The organism is Comamonas sp. B21-038, assembly GCF_022387135.1.
In the GTDB taxonomy this organism is placed as follows: Bacteria; Pseudomonadota; Gammaproteobacteria; order Burkholderiales; family Burkholderiaceae_C; genus Comamonas; species Comamonas sediminis.
On record NZ_CP092462.1, the window covers coordinates 2,075,283 to 2,090,055 of the forward strand.

Annotated in this window: 15 protein-coding genes; 11 read left to right on the forward strand and 4 right to left on the reverse strand. The window is 62.6% G+C overall.

From position 1 onward, the window contains the following. The first annotated feature begins 258 nt into the window (after positions 1 to 258). From MJ205_RS09415 to MJ205_RS09425, 3 genes are all read left to right on the forward strand, one after another. Positions 259 to 702 carry a DUF192 domain-containing protein gene (locus MJ205_RS09415; RefSeq protein ID WP_446715079.1) on the forward strand — a complete coding sequence of 148 codons (444 nt, stop codon included), beginning with the start codon at positions 259 to 261 and terminating at the stop codon, positions 700 to 702. Positions 703 to 834: 132 nt separating this feature from the next. Further along, complete coding sequence (locus MJ205_RS09420) at positions 835 to 1,419, forward strand: peroxidase-related enzyme (RefSeq protein WP_239812212.1); 585 nt, start codon at positions 835 to 837, stop codon at positions 1,417 to 1,419. Between the two features lie 12 nt (positions 1,420 to 1,431). Continuing rightward, positions 1,432 to 2,457 carry an Ldh family oxidoreductase gene (locus MJ205_RS09425; protein WP_239812213.1) on the forward strand — a complete coding sequence of 342 codons (1,026 nt, stop codon included), beginning with the start codon at positions 1,432 to 1,434 and terminating at the stop codon, positions 2,455 to 2,457. A 53-nt stretch (positions 2,458 to 2,510) separates the two neighbouring features. Here the strand turns inward: MJ205_RS09425 and coaBC are convergent, their stop codons facing one another. Next, the gene (gene coaBC / locus MJ205_RS09430; RefSeq protein WP_239812214.1) at positions 2,511 to 3,725 is read right to left on the reverse strand and encodes a bifunctional phosphopantothenoylcysteine decarboxylase/phosphopantothenate--cysteine ligase CoaBC; all 1,215 of its coding nucleotides are present in this window, start codon (positions 3,723 to 3,725) and stop codon (positions 2,511 to 2,513) included. A 189-nt stretch (positions 3,726 to 3,914) separates the two neighbouring features. Between coaBC and MJ205_RS09435 the strand changes: the two genes are divergently transcribed. The 6 genes from MJ205_RS09435 to MJ205_RS09460 all read left to right on the forward strand — a co-directional run bounded on the left by MJ205_RS09435 (position 3,915) and on the right by MJ205_RS09460 (position 9,202). Next, positions 3,915 to 5,570 carry a CTP synthase gene (locus MJ205_RS09435; protein WP_230778111.1) on the forward strand — a complete coding sequence of 552 codons (1,656 nt, stop codon included), beginning with the start codon at positions 3,915 to 3,917 and terminating at the stop codon, positions 5,568 to 5,570. A 111-nt stretch (positions 5,571 to 5,681) separates the two neighbouring features. After that, entirely contained in the window at positions 5,682 to 6,539 is an 858-nt protein-coding gene (gene kdsA, locus MJ205_RS09440) for a 3-deoxy-8-phosphooctulonate synthase (protein WP_239812215.1), read from the forward strand. Beyond that, a complete protein-coding gene (locus MJ205_RS09445) occupies positions 6,540 to 6,830 on the forward strand; it encodes a DUF1330 domain-containing protein (RefSeq protein ID WP_239812216.1) in 291 nt (96 codons plus the stop codon). A 99-nt stretch (positions 6,831 to 6,929) separates the two neighbouring features. Next, positions 6,930 to 8,216: a phosphopyruvate hydratase gene (gene eno / locus MJ205_RS09450; RefSeq protein WP_239812217.1), complete on the forward strand. Its 1,287-nt coding sequence runs from the start codon at positions 6,930 to 6,932 to the stop codon at positions 8,214 to 8,216. Positions 8,217 to 8,276: 60 nt separating this feature from the next. After that, a complete protein-coding gene (locus tag MJ205_RS09455) occupies positions 8,277 to 8,555 on the forward strand; it encodes an FtsB family cell division protein (protein ID WP_021028246.1) in 279 nt (92 codons plus the stop codon). An 86-nt stretch (positions 8,556 to 8,641) separates the two neighbouring features. Further along, the gene (locus MJ205_RS09460; RefSeq protein ID WP_239812218.1) at positions 8,642 to 9,202 is read left to right on the forward strand and encodes a hypothetical protein; all 561 of its coding nucleotides are present in this window, start codon (positions 8,642 to 8,644) and stop codon (positions 9,200 to 9,202) included. A 21-nt stretch (positions 9,203 to 9,223) separates the two neighbouring features. On the opposite strand, the gene hslO is transcribed toward MJ205_RS09460, so the two are convergent. Both hslO and MJ205_RS09470 read right to left on the reverse strand, forming a co-directional pair. After that, positions 9,224 to 10,213, reverse strand: coding sequence for an Hsp33 family molecular chaperone HslO (hslO, locus tag MJ205_RS09465; protein WP_239812219.1), 990 nt, complete (start codon positions 10,211 to 10,213; stop codon positions 9,224 to 9,226). Between the two features lie 68 nt (positions 10,214 to 10,281). Then, the gene (locus tag MJ205_RS09470; RefSeq protein ID WP_239812220.1) at positions 10,282 to 10,809 is read right to left on the reverse strand and encodes a gamma carbonic anhydrase family protein; all 528 of its coding nucleotides are present in this window, start codon (positions 10,807 to 10,809) and stop codon (positions 10,282 to 10,284) included. A 105-nt stretch (positions 10,810 to 10,914) separates the two neighbouring features. Between MJ205_RS09470 and MJ205_RS09475 the strand changes: the two genes are divergently transcribed. Both MJ205_RS09475 and MJ205_RS09480 read left to right on the forward strand, forming a co-directional pair. Further along, positions 10,915 to 11,721: a ferritin-like domain-containing protein gene (locus MJ205_RS09475; protein WP_239812221.1), complete on the forward strand. Its 807-nt coding sequence runs from the start codon at positions 10,915 to 10,917 to the stop codon at positions 11,719 to 11,721. A gap of 232 nt (positions 11,722 to 11,953) precedes the next feature. Beyond that, entirely contained in the window at positions 11,954 to 13,075 is a 1,122-nt protein-coding gene (locus tag MJ205_RS09480; RefSeq protein WP_239812222.1) for an EAL domain-containing protein, read from the forward strand. A gap of 105 nt (positions 13,076 to 13,180) precedes the next feature. Here the strand turns inward: MJ205_RS09480 and MJ205_RS09485 are convergent, their stop codons facing one another. Beyond that, positions 13,181 to 14,494, reverse strand: a complete 1,314-nt coding sequence (locus tag MJ205_RS09485; RefSeq protein WP_239812223.1) for an MFS transporter — start codon at positions 14,492 to 14,494, stop codon at positions 13,181 to 13,183. Positions 14,495 to 14,773: the final 279 nt, after the last annotated feature.

The window sequence follows — 14,773 nt, forward strand, 5'->3', positions numbered from 1 at the left end:
GTGTTACCGCCAACGATTCTATCGACAAATACCGGCCCGGCCTGACTGCACAAACTGTGACATCTGAACCCGGCCCCGGGCAAGGTACAACGGCCCCCCAGCTGCGCTGGCATGGTGTATAAAACCGGCTATGGCGCGCCGCGCCGCCGCTGCACATCTCGTGCGCCCTGCTTTGTGAGAGTCTTGACCCCTATGTTCCCCACCCCCTTGGTAACCCGTTCTTCCCGCCTCGCTCAACGCTGCCTCGCCGCCTCGGCCATGGCCTGCGCAATGGCGGCTGCCTTGCCGGCTGCGGCGCAGCAGGCGGCTCCCACCGGGGAGCCCCAGATGCAGCTGGCCCGCACCGAGCTGACGGCCGGCATGCACCGCATCCATGCACAGGTGGCCCAGACGGCGCGCGAGAAGGAAATCGGCCTGATGTTCCGCAAGGACATGCCAGCCAACGAAGGCATGCTCTTTGTGTTTGACCGCCCCGGCACCCAGTGCTTCTGGATGAAGAACACCCTCCTGCCACTGACCGCCGCCTTTGTCAGCGACGACGGCACCATCGTCAACCTGGCCGATATGCAGCCGATGACGGAGGATTCGCACTGCTCCAGCAAGCCGGTGCGCTATGTGCTGGAGATGAACCAGGGCTGGTTCAAGCAAAAAGGCATTGCAGCCGGCACCAAGCTGCGCGGCCGCCCCTTCAGCGCGCAATGAGTGGGCGCTGAAGGGCGATCACTTTTCGTAGACACCCGGACGTAGCCATCAGCAGCCAGTCACCAACAGGCAGGCCCGGCGCAGGGCTTGCCTCTATGATGGCCCGCAGAACAACCCTGTGGAGACATGACCATGGCTGCAACTGCGCGCTACCCCCTGCCCGATCTCAAGAGCCTGCCTGAAGACATCCAGGCCCGCATTGCCCAGGTGCAGGAAAAGGCCGGCTTCATCCCCAATGTGTTTTTGGCCTTTGCGCGCCGCCCGGCGGAATGGCGCGCCTTCTTTGCCTACCACGATGCGCTGATGGAGCGCGAGGAAAGCAGCCTGAGCAAGGCCGAGCGCGAGATGATCGTCACCGTCACCAGCGCACACAACGAGTGCCTGTACTGCGTGGTCGCGCATGGCGCGCTGGTGCGTATCTACGACAAGGCCCCGATGCTGGCCGACCAGTTGGCCGTCAACTACCGCAAGGCCAACATCTCGGCACGCCAGCGCGCAATGCTGGATTTTGCGATGAAGGTCTGCACCCGCTCGCAAGAGATTGAAGAAGCCGATTTCAGCACCTTGCATGCCCATGGGTTTGATGACGAGGACATCTGGGACATAGCGGCCATCACCGCCTTCTTTGGCCTGAGCAACCGCATGGCCAGCTTTGCCGGCATGCAGCCCAATGACGAGTTCTATCTGATGGGCCGCATCCCCCGCAGCAAGGCCTGAGACGGGTCAAGAATGGACCACGCACCAGAAGACAGCCTGCTGGTCAGCGAAAGCGACCTGCAGCGCCTGGCGCTGCAGGTATTGCAGCACCTGGGCCTGAGCGAGCCCCATGCCCAGGCCATTGCCCGCATCGTCGTCGCTGGGCAGCGCGATGCCTGCCAATCGCATGGCGCCTACCGTATCCTGAGCGCAGCCCACACCATCCGCACCGGCATGGTGGATCTGCAAGCCCGGCCACTGCTGCAGCCTACGCAAGGCGCGATCACCCGGGTCGATGCCCAGCGCGGCTTCTCGCCCTGGGCTTTGGAAATGGGCCTGCCGCCGCTGGTGGCAACCACCCGCCAGCTGGGCATGGGCGCCTTGGTGATCAACCACTGCGTCCACTTCACGGCGCTGTGGCCGGAGGTGGAGATGCTCACCGACCAGGGCCTGGCCGCCTTGGTGATGACACCCAGCCATGCCTGGGTTGCGCCGGCCGGCGGCACCCAGGGGGTGTTTGGCACCAACCCGATCGCCTTTGGCTGGCCCCGGCCCGGGCCCTTCCCCTATGTGTTTGACTTTGCCACCAGCGCCATAGCGCGCGGCGATCTGGACCTGCACCGGCGCGCCGGCACCCCCTTGCCCGAAGGCGTGGGCATCGATGCGCAAGGCCAGCCATCGACCGACCCGGAAGCCGTCGCACTGGGCGCGATGCGCACCTTTGGCGGCCACAAGGGCTCGGCCCTGGCGACCATGGTGGAGTTGATGGCCGGCATGCTGATTGGCGATCTGGGCAGCCAGGAATCGATGGCACTGGACGCCGGTGCAGGCGGCATGCCCTGCCACGGCCACCTGGTGCTGGCTTTTGATCCGCAGCGTTTTGCCGGCGAAGACTGGCCCGGGCACCAGGCGCGTGCCGAGGCCATGTTTGTAGCCATCAAAGGCCAGGGTGCACGACTGCCGTCCGAGCGGCGCTATGCAGCGCGGGCGCTGAGTGCGCAGCAAGGCATCCGCCTGCCACGCCAGCTGCACGACGAAATCCTGGCCTTGTTGGACTGACGCCAGGCACACAGCCGCCGATGCGGACAGTTGCAGGGCGCGGCGTTTGAGAACTAGCGCGCGATGCGCTTGGCGATCTCGGCCACCAATTGCTCGCCCAAGGCCGCCTTGCTGGCATGGGGCAGCTCCTGGTGGCCCTGCGCGTCCACCAGCAGCAAGGCATTGTCGTCCTTGCCAAAGGTGGCGGGGCCAATATTGCCGACCAGGAGCGGAATCTGTTTGCGCAGGCGCTTGGCCTGGGCGTTGGCCAGCAGGTTTTCGCTTTCGGCGGCAAAGCCCACGCAGTACAGATCGCCGCTTTTGGCACGCGGCAGCTGCGCGACGGTGGCCAGAATGTCCGGGTTTTCGACAAAGGCCAGATGGGGCACCTCGCCGCTGCCGTCCTTCTTGATCTTCTGGTCCGCTGCACGGGCGGGGCGCCAGTCGGCCACCGCAGCGGTGGCTACAAACACATCGGCGCCTTCCACGCTGGCCAGCACCGCTTGCAGCATGTCTTGCGCCGATTGCACATCGATGCGGCGCACGCCACGCGGCGTGGGCAGATGCACCGGACCGGCGACCAGCGTGACCTCGGCGCCCGCCGCCTGCGCCGCACGCGCAATCGCAAAGCCCATCTTGCCGCTGGACAGGTTGGTGATGCCCCGCACCGGGTCAATCGCTTCGAACGTGGGGCCTGCGGTGATCAACAGCCTTTTGCCTGCCAGCGCCTTGGCGCTGAAAAAATACTGCAGCTCTTCCTCGATCTCGGCCGCCTCCAGCATGCGGCCGTCCCCGGTCTCGCCACAGGCCTGGTCGCCATTGCCCACGCCCAGCACCACGGCGCCATCGGCCTGCACCTGGCGCAGGTTGCGCTGCGTCGCAGGGTGGGCCCACATCTCGCGGTTCATCGCAGGGGCCAGGATCAGGGGCACGCGGTCGATGGGACGCGCCAGGCACAACAGGCTCAGCAGCTCATCGGCCCGGCCCTGCACCAGGCGGGCGATAAAGTCGGCGCTGCAAGGCGCCACCACCACCGCATCGGCCTCGCGGCTCAGGTTGATGTGCGGCATGTTGTTGTGCTCGCGCGGATCCCACTGCGAGGTATAGACCGGGCGGTTGGAGAGCGCCTGCATCGTGACCGGGGTCATGAATTGGGTGGCCGACTCGGTCATGACCACTTGCACGGTCGCTCCGGCCTTGATCAATCGGCGGCACAGCTCGGCCGATTTGAAGGCAGCAACGCCGCCCGACATGCCGAGGACAATATGTTTTCCGTGGAGCTGGTTCATGCCCGCCAATGTAGCAGAGGCACAGCGCCACCGCTGCACTGCAGCAGACAAGAGAGCAGCGCAAGAACGGCTATCTTTGCCGCGCGCCATCGCACGCAAACCCGTGGCCGTTGAAGCCCATTTGTCGCAGCTGTCCGCAGGGGCTGGCATACGCCTTTATAATCAGAATTTCCCACCTCCCTAAAAGACATGACCAAATTTGTCTTCGTTACTGGCGGTGTGGTGTCTTCCCTGGGCAAGGGAATCGCCTCAGCCTCCCTTGCAGCGATTTTGGAATCGCGCGGACTCAAAGTCACCCTGATCAAGCTGGATCCCTACATCAACGTGGATCCAGGCACCATGTCCCCCTTCCAGCACGGCGAAGTGTTTGTGACGGACGATGGCGCCGAGACCGACCTGGACCTGGGCCACTATGAGCGTTTCATCGAAACGCGCATGCGCCAGTCCAACAACTTCACGACCGGCCGCATCTACCAAAGTGTTCTTGAAAAAGAACGCCGTGGTGACTACCTGGGCAAGACCGTGCAGGTCATTCCCCACATCACCAACGAGATCCAGGAGTACGTCAAACGCGGCGCCGGCATCGGCACCGACCACGCTGTCGATGTCGCCATTTGCGAAATCGGTGGTACGGTCGGCGATATCGAGTCGCTGCCCTTCCTCGAAGCGGTGCGCCAGCTGTCGCTCAAGCTCGGCCCCAACAACTCGGCCTTTGTGCACCTGACCTACCTGCCCTACATCGCAGCGGCCGGCGAGCTCAAGACCAAGCCCACCCAGCACACGGTGCAGAAGCTGCGCGAAATCGGTATCCAGCCCGATGCGCTGCTGTGCCGCGCCCAGCATGCCGTCCCCGAGGAAGAGCGTGACAAGATCTCCTTGTTCACTAATGTGCAGTCCTGGGGCGTCATCAGCATGTGGGATGTGGACACCATCTACAAGGTGCCCCGCATGCTGCACGAGCAGGGCCTGGACGGCCTCATCTGCGACAAGCTGCGCCTGAACACACCTCCGGCCAACCTCAAGCGCTGGGATGACCTGGTCTATGAGACCGAGCACCCCAAGGGCGAAGTGGCCATTGCGATGGTGGGCAAGTATGTCGAGCTGTCGGATGCCTACAAGTCCGTCAACGAAGCGCTCAAGCACGCCGGCATGCAAAACCATGTGCGCGTCAAGATCACGCACGTGGATTCGGAAACCATCCACGACAGCGATGCAGCCGAGCTGCTCAAGAGCTATGACGGCATCCTGGTGCCCGGCGGCTTTGGCTCGCGCGGCGTGGAAGGCAAGATCTCCACGGCCAAGTTTGCCCGTGAAGGCAAGGTGCCCTACCTGGGCATCTGCCTGGGCATGCAGGTGGCCACCATTGAATACGCCCGCCATGTGGCAGGGCTGGACAATGCCAACTCCACCGAGTTCGACCGCCAGACCCCCCACCCCGTGATCGCGCTGATCACCGAGTGGAAGGATGCCGACGGCACGATCAAGACCCGCGACGAGAACTCGGACCTGGGCGGCACGATGCGCCTGGGCGCGCAATCGTCCGATGTGCAAAAGGACACGCTTGCCCACAGCATCTACGGCGATGTGGTGACCGAACGCCACCGCCACCGCTACGAAGCCAACACCCAGTACCTGGACCAGCTGCGCAACGCGGGCCTGGTGATTTCCGCGCTGACCCAGCGCGAGCACCTGACCGAGATCGTCGAGCTGCCCAAGGCGGTACACCCCTGGTTCATCGGCGTGCAGTTCCACCCCGAGTTCAAGTCCACCCCCTGGGCCGGCCATCCGCTGTTCAATGCCTTCATCAAGGCAGCAGTCGATCGCAAGAAGCAGGCAGCCAAGTAAAATTGCGGCCACGCTGCGGCACACACTGAAGCCATGACAAACAAAGCACCCACCAACGCTGCGTTTCTCATGGCGTCTTTGCTTTCACCCCATCCTTAAGGAACACCGTCCATGCAATTGTGCGGATTTGATATCGGGCTTGATAAACCGTTTTTCCTGATCGCCGGCCCCTGCGTGGTCGAGTCCGAGCAGCTGCAGATGGATGTGGCCGGACAGCTCAAGGAAATGACGTCCAGCCTGGGCATCCCCTTTATCTTCAAGAGCAGCTTTGACAAGGCCAACCGCAGCTCGGGCACGAGCTTTCGCGGCCCTGGCATGGAAAAAGGCCTGGAGATTCTGGCCAAGGTGAAAAAAGAGCTGAATGTACCCATCCTCACCGATGTGCACACCGAAGCCGAAGTGCCCTACGTCGCCAGCATCGTCGATGTGCTGCAGACACCGGCCTTCCTGTGCCGCCAGACCGACTTCATCCGGGCGGTCGCCCAATCCGGCAAGCCGGTCAACATCAAGAAGGGCCAGTTTCTGGCCCCGCATGACATGAAGAATGTCATCGACAAGGCCCGCGCTGCCGCCAAGGAAGTGGGCCTGCCCGAGGACAGCTTCATGGCCTGCGAACGCGGCGCCAGCTTTGGCTACAACAACCTGGTGAGCGACATGCGCTCGCTCGCCATCATGCGCGAGACCCTTGCGCCGGTGGTGTTCGATGCCACCCACAGCGTGCAGCTGCCCGGCGGCAATGGCACCTCCAGCGGCGGCATGCGCGAGATGGTTCCCGTGCTGGCCCGCGCAGCAATTGCCGTAGGCGTCGCCGGCGTGTTCATGGAAACCCATCCGGACCCCTGCAATGCGCTGAGCGATGGCCCCAATGCGGTACCGCTCAAGCACATGAAGGCCTTGCTCGAAACCATGGTGGCGCTCGACGGCATCACCAAGAAGAACGGTTTCCTGGAAAACAATTTTGGAGCTTAAATGCCAAGCGCATACATCATTGCATCGGTCACCGTCACCGATCCGGAGCAGTACGAGGAGTACCGCAAGTTCAGCACCATCGCCATGCAGACCTATGATGCCGAAGTCTGCGTGCGCGGTGGCAAGGTCGAGGTGATCGAGGGCGACTGGAACCCCGGCCGCACCGTGATCCTGAAGTTCAAGGACAGCGAGCAGGCCCGCCGTTTTTACGACTCCCCCGAGTACAGCAAGGCGCGCGAAGCGCGTGCCGGTGCCGCCATCATGCGCATGGTACTGGTCGAAGGCGTTTAAGCGCTGCCTCGCCCTGCCCACCCCTTTTGATTCCGTGCAGTTGCAGTCCACCCGTTTGCAGCGCACCATCCCGTTTCTCAATCTCTGAAAGGCTCTAAAGTGAGTGCAATTGTTGATATCGTTGGCCGCGAAATTCTGGATTCGCGTGGCAACCCCACCGTGGAATGTGATGTATTGCTGGAATCGGGTGTGATGGGCCGCGCGGCCGTCCCATCGGGCGCCTCCACCGGTTCGCGTGAAGCCATCGAGCTGCGCGATGGCGACAAGAGCCGCTACCTGGGCAAGGGCGTGCTCAAGGCCGTCGAGCACATCAATACCGAAATCTCCGAAGCCATCCTGGGCCTGGATGCCGCCGAGCAGGCCTTCCTGGACAAGACCCTGATCGACCTGGACAACACCGACAACAAGAGCCGCCTGGGCGCCAACGCCATGCTGGCCGTGTCGATGGCCGTGGCCCGCGCCGCTGCCGAAGAAGCCGGCCTGCCGCTGTACCGCTACTTTGGCGGCATGGGCGGTGTGCAACTGCCAGTGCCGATGATGAACGTCATCAACGGTGGCGCACACGCCAACAACTCGCTGGACCTGCAAGAGTTCATGATCGTGCCCGTCGGTGCGCCGAGCTTCCGGGAAGCGCTGCGCTGGGGTGCCGAAGTGTTCCACGCGCTGAAGAAGATCATCGACAGCCGTGGCATGCCCACCGCCGTGGGCGACGAAGGCGGTTTCGCGCCATCGGTCGAGAACCATGAAGCGGCCATTCAGCTGATCCTCGAAGCCATCGACCAGGCGGGCTACACCGCTGGCGACCAGATCGCGCTGGCGCTGGACTGCGCTGCCTCCGAATTCTACAAGGACGGCAAGTACGTGCTCGAAGGCGAAGGCGGCATCAGCCTGACGGCCGAGCAGTGGACCGACATGCTGGCCGCCTGGTGCGACAAGTACCCGATCATCTCCATCGAAGACGGCATGCACGAAGGCGACTGGGATGGCTGGAAGGTGCTGACCGAGCGCCTGGGCAAGAAGGTGCAGCTGGTCGGTGACGACCTGTTCGTGACCAACACCAAGATCCTCAAGGAAGGCATCGACAAGGGCATCGCCAACTCGATCCTGATCAAGATCAACCAGATCGGCACCTTGAGCGAAACCTTTGCCGCCATCGAGATGGCCAAGCGCGCCGGCTACACCGCCGTGATCTCGCACCGCTCGGGCGAAACCGAAGACAGCACCATCGCCGACATCGCCGTGGGCTTGAACGCCGGCCAGATCAAGACCGGCTCGCTGAGCCGCTCGGACCGGATGGCCAAGTACAACCAACTGCTGCGCATCGAGGAAGACCTGGGCGAAGTGGCAGTGTATCCAGGCCGCGCCGCCTTCTACAATCTGCGCTAAGCTTGTCTCGGGACATGGCTGACAGCCGTGTCCTGACTGCCTCCCGGACTTCTGTTTGCCATGATCTCTCGCATTGTTCCTTTTGTGCTGCTGGCCATCCTGGTCAGCATCCATGCCCAGCTCTGGAGTGGGCGCGGCAGCGTGCCCTACGTCAAGGACATGAAGCAGCAAATCGCCACCCAGAAAACGGAGAACGAAGCGGCCACGCGTGAGAACGTGCGCCTGGAGACCGAGGTCAACGACCTCAAGCAGGGCATGGACATGGTCGAGGGCAAGGCCCGCAATGAGCTCGGCATGGTCAAGCCCAATGAAGTGTTTGTGCAGTACACGCGCAAATAAGACAGCGCGGCCCCGGCCCCCGCAAGCGCCTCCCAGGAGGCGCTTTTTTGTCGCCCTGGCCTGCCTTAGGCCGTATCATCGCCGCCATGCCTGCGCTGCCCTCTTCTGCCATCACACCCCGCCCCATGGGCTCGCCACCGGCGGTCTACCTGGCCTCGGCAGCCTGCGCGGATGCAGAGCAGCTCGCGCAGCAACTGGCGCATTACCTGGCGCAGTGCAATAGGGCATCGCCACCCGCATTTGTGCTGCAGGCCTGCAGCTTTGCACAACTCACCGCCTCGCCCATGGCAGAGCTGCCAGCTGCGTTCCTGGCCCGGCATGACGCGGTGCTGCTGCTGGCGCCACCGATGCGTGACAGTGCAAGCGGAGCCGATCCCGCCCAGACCCTGCTGATGCAGGCACGCCTGCACCTGGCGACCCAGGGGCAGGCGTTTCAATTGTTGTTCAGCCAGGGGCACCGGCTGGAGCAAGAGGCGCTGGCGGCACTGTGCAACTGGTTCCCGGAGGCGCCGGGCCTGCAGGCCTTGCGCACGGCATTGCGCCAGGCCAACCCCGGCGCGCGTGCACGCTGGAACTGCGAAAAATGCAGCGATCCCGATTGCGAGCTGCGCCTGTTCCAGGGCCTGATCACCCCCTCGGCCAGCTAGGCGCCACCAGGGCGCCCGACGTCACTGCACCAGGTTGGAGGCTGGCGGGTCATTGCCGCGTTCGGTAAACAGGTGCGCCACATCAACGGCATCGAAGCGGTATTGCTGGCCACAGAATTCGCAACCGACCTCGATCATGCCCTGCTCTTCCAGAATGCTGTCCGATTCCTCCTGACCGAGGCTGCGCAGCATGTTGCCGACGCGCTCGCGGCTGCAGGTGCAGGCAAAGTGCGGGCCGCCTTCGCCGTCTTCGGGCACAAAGCGCAGCAGCTTTTCCTCCCAGAACAGGCGGTACAGGATGGTCTCGACATCGAGGTTCAGCAGCTCATCGCGGGTCAGGCTGGCAGCCAGATGGGCAATGCGGTTGTACTCTTCGTTCAGGCCGATCTGGTCGACCTCTTCGGTATTCTGCGCCCCGGCTGCCAGGTTGGCCTCGCCCTTGATCGGCATGCGCTGCACGATCAGGCCGGCGGCCACCTTGTCGTTGGCCGCCAGCACCAGCACGGTGTCGAGCTGTTCGGACTGGCGCATGTACTGCTGCAGGATCGCGGCCATGCTCTCCAGCGGCTGGCCATCCACATCGACCAGCGGCACCACGCCCTGGTAGGGTTGCTGGCCGGGTTGCTTGTCCTTGGGGTCCAGCGTGATCGCGCAGCGGCCCTTGCCATGCACATTGACCATGTCGGTCAGGGTCGCGTCAGCTGGCAGATCACCGATCATCGTGACGGTGGAGCGCACGCTCAGGTTGGTCAGCACCTCGGTGACGGCCAGCTTCACCGGGCCATCGCCCGAAATCTGGAACACCAGCGCGCCATTGAATTTGATATTGGACTGCATCAGCACGCCGGCGGCGGTCATCTCGCCGAGCATCTCCTGCACCGGCAGTGGGTACGGGCCGGTACTGGTATTGACTGCGCGGCGCTGCAAGATCTCTTGCCAGGCATCGGTCAGTCGGACAATGGCGCCCCGCACGGGCAGCCCATCAAACAAAAATTTATGCAGTTCAGACACTGTGATTCTTCCCATTCAATACATGCGGGCCGGCAGCGCCCGGGCATGCTGCCCGGCGCAACAGCGCCTCAATCGGGCAATTTTCGCAGACCTGCCTTGAAACGCCGGGCGTTGGCCATATAGCCCTCTGCACTGCGCCGCAGCCCATCGATCTGTTCCGGGCTCAACGTGCGCACCACCTTGGCAGGGCTGCCCACAATCAAGCTGCCTTCCGGAAACTCCTTGTTCTCGGTCACGACCGCACCGGCACCTACGAGGCAGTGGCGCCCGATTTTGGCGCCATTGAGCACAATGGCCCCCATGCCGATCAGCGATTCATCACCGATCGTGCAGCCATGCAGGATGACGTTATGGCCGATGGTCACATGCTTGCCGATGTCCAAGGGCTTGCCCTTGTCGGTGTGCAGCACGCTGCCGTCCTGGATATTGCTGCCCTCGCCGATGCGGATCGGGTCATTGTCCCCGCGCAGGATGGCGCCGAACCACACACTGCTGTCTGCAGCCATCTCCACCCGGCCGATCACCTGCGCGCTGTCTGCAATCCAAGCCGACGCTGCAACCTGCGGCTGCACGCCATCGAGTTCATACTTTGCCATCATGTCTCCATCGGTTTATGGTTCCGGGCCAAGGCCTCACAGGCATCAGAGACGCCCCGCCGGGCAGCACGCCGCCACATGCGTACCAGCCTCATAATTGTAGGGATGGAATTACGTCAATCCGCCTTGCAGGCCCTGTGTGTGGCCGATGCCGAGGAAAAATCCGCGCTCACCCTTGCCATGTATGCGCAAAGAGCCACAATTTCAATAGCACCCCAGGCGCAGTTGGCGGTCCCCCAGGGCGTCACCCTGCCCGGCCACCCGGCCAAGCCCGAGCTCAAGGTCCATACCGCCATGGGCAGGCGCTCGCCCGCCACGGCCGAGGGCCGCGCCATCTTGCTGCACGCCATCGCGCATATCGAATTCAATGCCATCAACCTGGCGCTCGATGCCATCTGGCGCTATGGCGGCATGCCCGAGGCTTTCTACCAGGACTGGTTGCAGGTGGCGGCAGAGGAAGCCAAGCATTTCCGGCTATTGCGCGCCCATTTGCGCAAATGGGGCCACGACTATGGCGACTACCCGGCCCACCAGGGGCTGTGGACCATGTGCGAGAAAACCGCCGATGACATCGTGGCGCGCATGGCCTTGGTGCCCCGCACCTTGGAGGCCCGTGGTTTGGATGCAACTCCCCAGATTCAGGGAAAATTGCAACAAACTTCTGCCGATGATGCGCTGGAGGCCGTGGCCATTCTGGACATCATCCTGCGCGAAGAGGTGGGCCATGTCGCGATCGGCAACCACTGGTACCGGTACCTCTGCGCGCAGCGCAATCTGAATCCGGAACAGCACTACAGCTGGCTTGTCGGGCATTACGAAGCACCACGCCCGCGCCCGCCCATCAATCTGTCTGCGCGGCGCCTGGCCGGCTTCAGCGAGAGCGAACTGGACTGGCTGCAGGGACAACTGTAACAAACTGACGCTTTTTAAACCCCAAAAGCGTGTGCAGTTTGCTACAAAACCTGCAGGTTCACTCTATCCTCAGACGCGTGAAATGCCCGATATGAAGGACAATGCACGTCGATCCCGAGATAACAAAATGCAGACATTGCTTGCGCCAGTTGCTGGTGAGGCACCACTGATGCATGCCATGGTTCAGCCGTACATGCAACAGACGAGCGCGCCCTCCGCAACCCCATCCTCCTTGGCCACGGCCTTGGTGTTTACGTCGCCTGCCCCCCCGATTGCCTGGCAGCCGATCAAAGATGCCGATGACACCGTCATCGGCCACGAGATATTCAACCGCTCCCGCACCGCGTCGGCCCATACGCTGGAATCCGACCTGGCATTGACCCATGCCGTGCTTTCACATATTGAACCCGCCCCGCTGCTCGGCGACGGGTTGCTTTTTCTGAACACGACCTTCGAGAGCCTGCATGGCAGCCACCTTGATCTGCTGCCCGCGCACCAGATCGTGCTGGAAATACCCTCGCTCGGCCACGCCGCATCGTCTGAAGCCATGGCCCGCCGCCCGGCGCTGGAAGCGTTGCGTGCCAGGGGCTTTGCGCTTGCCTTCAACCATTCCGTGCTCGATTCCGCCTACGCACCCTGGCATGACCTGGTCAATTACCTGAAGATTGACTTTTCGGTGCTGTCGGCCGAGCGTGCCGTGCTGATGCTGCAATGGGCCCGGCGCATCTCTGGCGCGACATTGATTGCCGACAAGATCGAGTCCACCGCACAGCTCCAACTGGCCAAGGAGAACAAGGCCCACCTGTTGCAGGGCTATGCGGTCAGCCGGCCCGAGCCGGTGCCTGCCAGGGTGGTGCTGCCCAGCACGGCCGATGTTGCCGCGCTGGCGGCTGTGCTGAGCAGCCAGGCAGACGCCGGCGCACTGGTGGAGCTGATGCAGCGCCGCCCGGCCCTGCTGTTCAATCTGCTGCGCATGGCGCACTCGCAAGCCCTGGATGCGCGCACGCCTTACCAGTCGCTGCTGACCTTGATCCAGGCCTATTCGGCCGAACAGTTGAAGGCTTGGGAGACCCTGCTCCAGGCAGTGGCCACGAAGATTCCCCAGCTGCCGCAAATACAGTACTGCGAGAAAGTTTTCCCGCACCAAAGTGCGGAGCTGGCTGCAAAGGCACAGATGCGATGGCCCGACGCCCCGGCAGGCAGCCTCCAGCTGATGGCCAGCGCCTTGCTGCTCGGCCATATGCTGGGTATGACCGTCGCGCAAACCGCCGACCAGCTGCTGCCCGGTGCACTGGCCCAACCGGTGCGCCTGCTGGCCTCCGAGTGGCAGGCCATGCTGCCTGCGCTGGCCTGACCCCGCCCTTTCCGTCATCGCAAAAAAGCCCGGTGCTTGTGCAGCACCGGGCTTTCTTTTGGGCCATGCGGTTACCAGCACCTGCAGGTGCTGTATGCAGCAGGCTTAACCGATCGAGGCATCCAGGTCGTCGTCGTGCGCACGCTCGCGGATGAAGAAGGAGGCAATCAGGCCCAGTGTGACGCCGAACATCACGTAGAAGGCAGGCGACATCGTCGAGCCCGTCGTCTTGATCAACCAGGTCACGATGAACTGCGCAAAACCACCAAACACCATCACAGCGATGTTGTAGGCCATTGACATGCCGACCGAACGCACATGGGCGGGGAACAGCTCTGCCATCACCGTGCTGAAGACGCCGAAAAACACCGACACAAACAGGCAGACCACGACCTGCACCGTCATCAGCTTCGCAATGGTCGGGCCATCGGTCAGCCAAGCGTAGAGCGGGTACAGCACCACCAGGTAACCGAGCAGCGAGCCGATCATCAAAGGACGACGGCCCACGCGGTCCGACCAGGCGCCCATGAAAGGCATCAGCACCACCATCATGGCGGCACCCGCCATCTGGACCATGAAGGTGTCGTGCAGCGGCAGCTTCAAGGTCACGGTGGAGTAGGTCACCAGGTAGGTGAAGGTGATGTAGATCGACACGGTGGCCGTTACCACCAGGCCCATGCCCACCAGGGTTTCACGCGCATGGGTGCGCAGCATCTCCAGTACACCAACTTGTTTGACGGTACCCGCCTTTTGCGCGGCCTGCATCTTCACAAAAGTCTCAGGCTCTTCGACATGGCGGCGAATGTAGATGGCGACTGGCACGATCAACAGACCTACAGCAAACGGAATGCGCCAGGCCCAGGACATCAGCTGCTCCTGCGTGAAAAAGTCGGTAATCAGCGTACCCACCGCCGCACCAATCAGCAGAGCCGCCATCTGGCCTGTCATCTGCCAGGAGCCGTAAAAGCCGCGCTTGCCCTTGGGTGCCAGCTCGATCAGCAGTGCGGTGGAGGTACCGAACTCACCGCCAGCGGCAAAGCCCTGCAGCAGACGCGCCAGCACTATGAAGATCGGCGCCCAGATACCCACACCCTGGTAGGTGGGCGCAAACGTGATCAGCGCAATGGCCACCGCCATGATGCCGGTGACCATCACCATCGCGGCCTTGCGGCCCTTGCGGTCGCCATACAGTCCCAGCAGGATGCCGCCGACGGGGCGCATAAAGAAGCCTACGCCAAACACGGCCGTGGTCATCAGGATGCGGTTGAGGTCATCACTGGGATCATTGGGATTGGAGGGGAAGAACAGCTTCGCCACGATCGGCGTCATGAAGGCAAAGACCAGAAAGTCATACCATTCAAGCGCGTTGCCAATGACAGCGGCCAGAATATTTCGCTTGGATACAGCAGTAGATTGCACGCAAAAATCCTAAAAAACACGAGGCACAGCCGGCAGCAACACGGCTAGATGCAATAACGTAACGGAAAACGATCTTTGAACGGCTACCACCAGGAAACCGGGCATGCGGCGCAGCAAGGCGAGCAAAGCCAAACCACAGACCGCACCAGGCTGGATTCATGCATGAAATGCATAAATAACCACCGAGATCAGCATTGAATTGTAATGGGTGGAAAACGGCGCGCAGGACGCCAAAGCGGCATTTAGCCTAAGGGTCAGGCGCAGGAAAACCGCTTTTCC

Coding starts and splice junctions, on each gene's coding strand:
- MJ205_RS09415 (WP_446715079.1), top strand. CDS start 259: ATGGCCTGCGCAATGGCGGCTGCCTTGCCGGCTGCGGCGCAGCAGGCG.
- MJ205_RS09420 (WP_239812212.1), top strand. CDS start 835: ATGGCTGCAACTGCGCGCTACCCCCTGCCCGATCTCAAGAGCCTGCCT.
- MJ205_RS09425 (WP_239812213.1), top strand. CDS start 1,432: ATGGACCACGCACCAGAAGACAGCCTGCTGGTCAGCGAAAGCGACCTG.
- coaBC (WP_239812214.1), bottom strand. CDS start 3,725: ATGAACCAGCTCCACGGAAAACATATTGTCCTCGGCATGTCGGGCGGC.
- MJ205_RS09435 (WP_230778111.1), top strand. CDS start 3,915: ATGACCAAATTTGTCTTCGTTACTGGCGGTGTGGTGTCTTCCCTGGGC.
- kdsA (WP_239812215.1), top strand. CDS start 5,682: ATGCAATTGTGCGGATTTGATATCGGGCTTGATAAACCGTTTTTCCTG.
- MJ205_RS09445 (WP_239812216.1), top strand. CDS start 6,540: ATGCCAAGCGCATACATCATTGCATCGGTCACCGTCACCGATCCGGAG.
- MJ205_RS09455 (WP_021028246.1), top strand. CDS start 8,277: ATGATCTCTCGCATTGTTCCTTTTGTGCTGCTGGCCATCCTGGTCAGC.
- MJ205_RS09460 (WP_239812218.1), top strand. CDS start 8,642: ATGCCTGCGCTGCCCTCTTCTGCCATCACACCCCGCCCCATGGGCTCG.
- MJ205_RS09470 (WP_239812220.1), bottom strand. CDS start 10,809: ATGGCAAAGTATGAACTCGATGGCGTGCAGCCGCAGGTTGCAGCGTCG.
- MJ205_RS09475 (WP_239812221.1), top strand. CDS start 10,915: ATGGAATTACGTCAATCCGCCTTGCAGGCCCTGTGTGTGGCCGATGCC.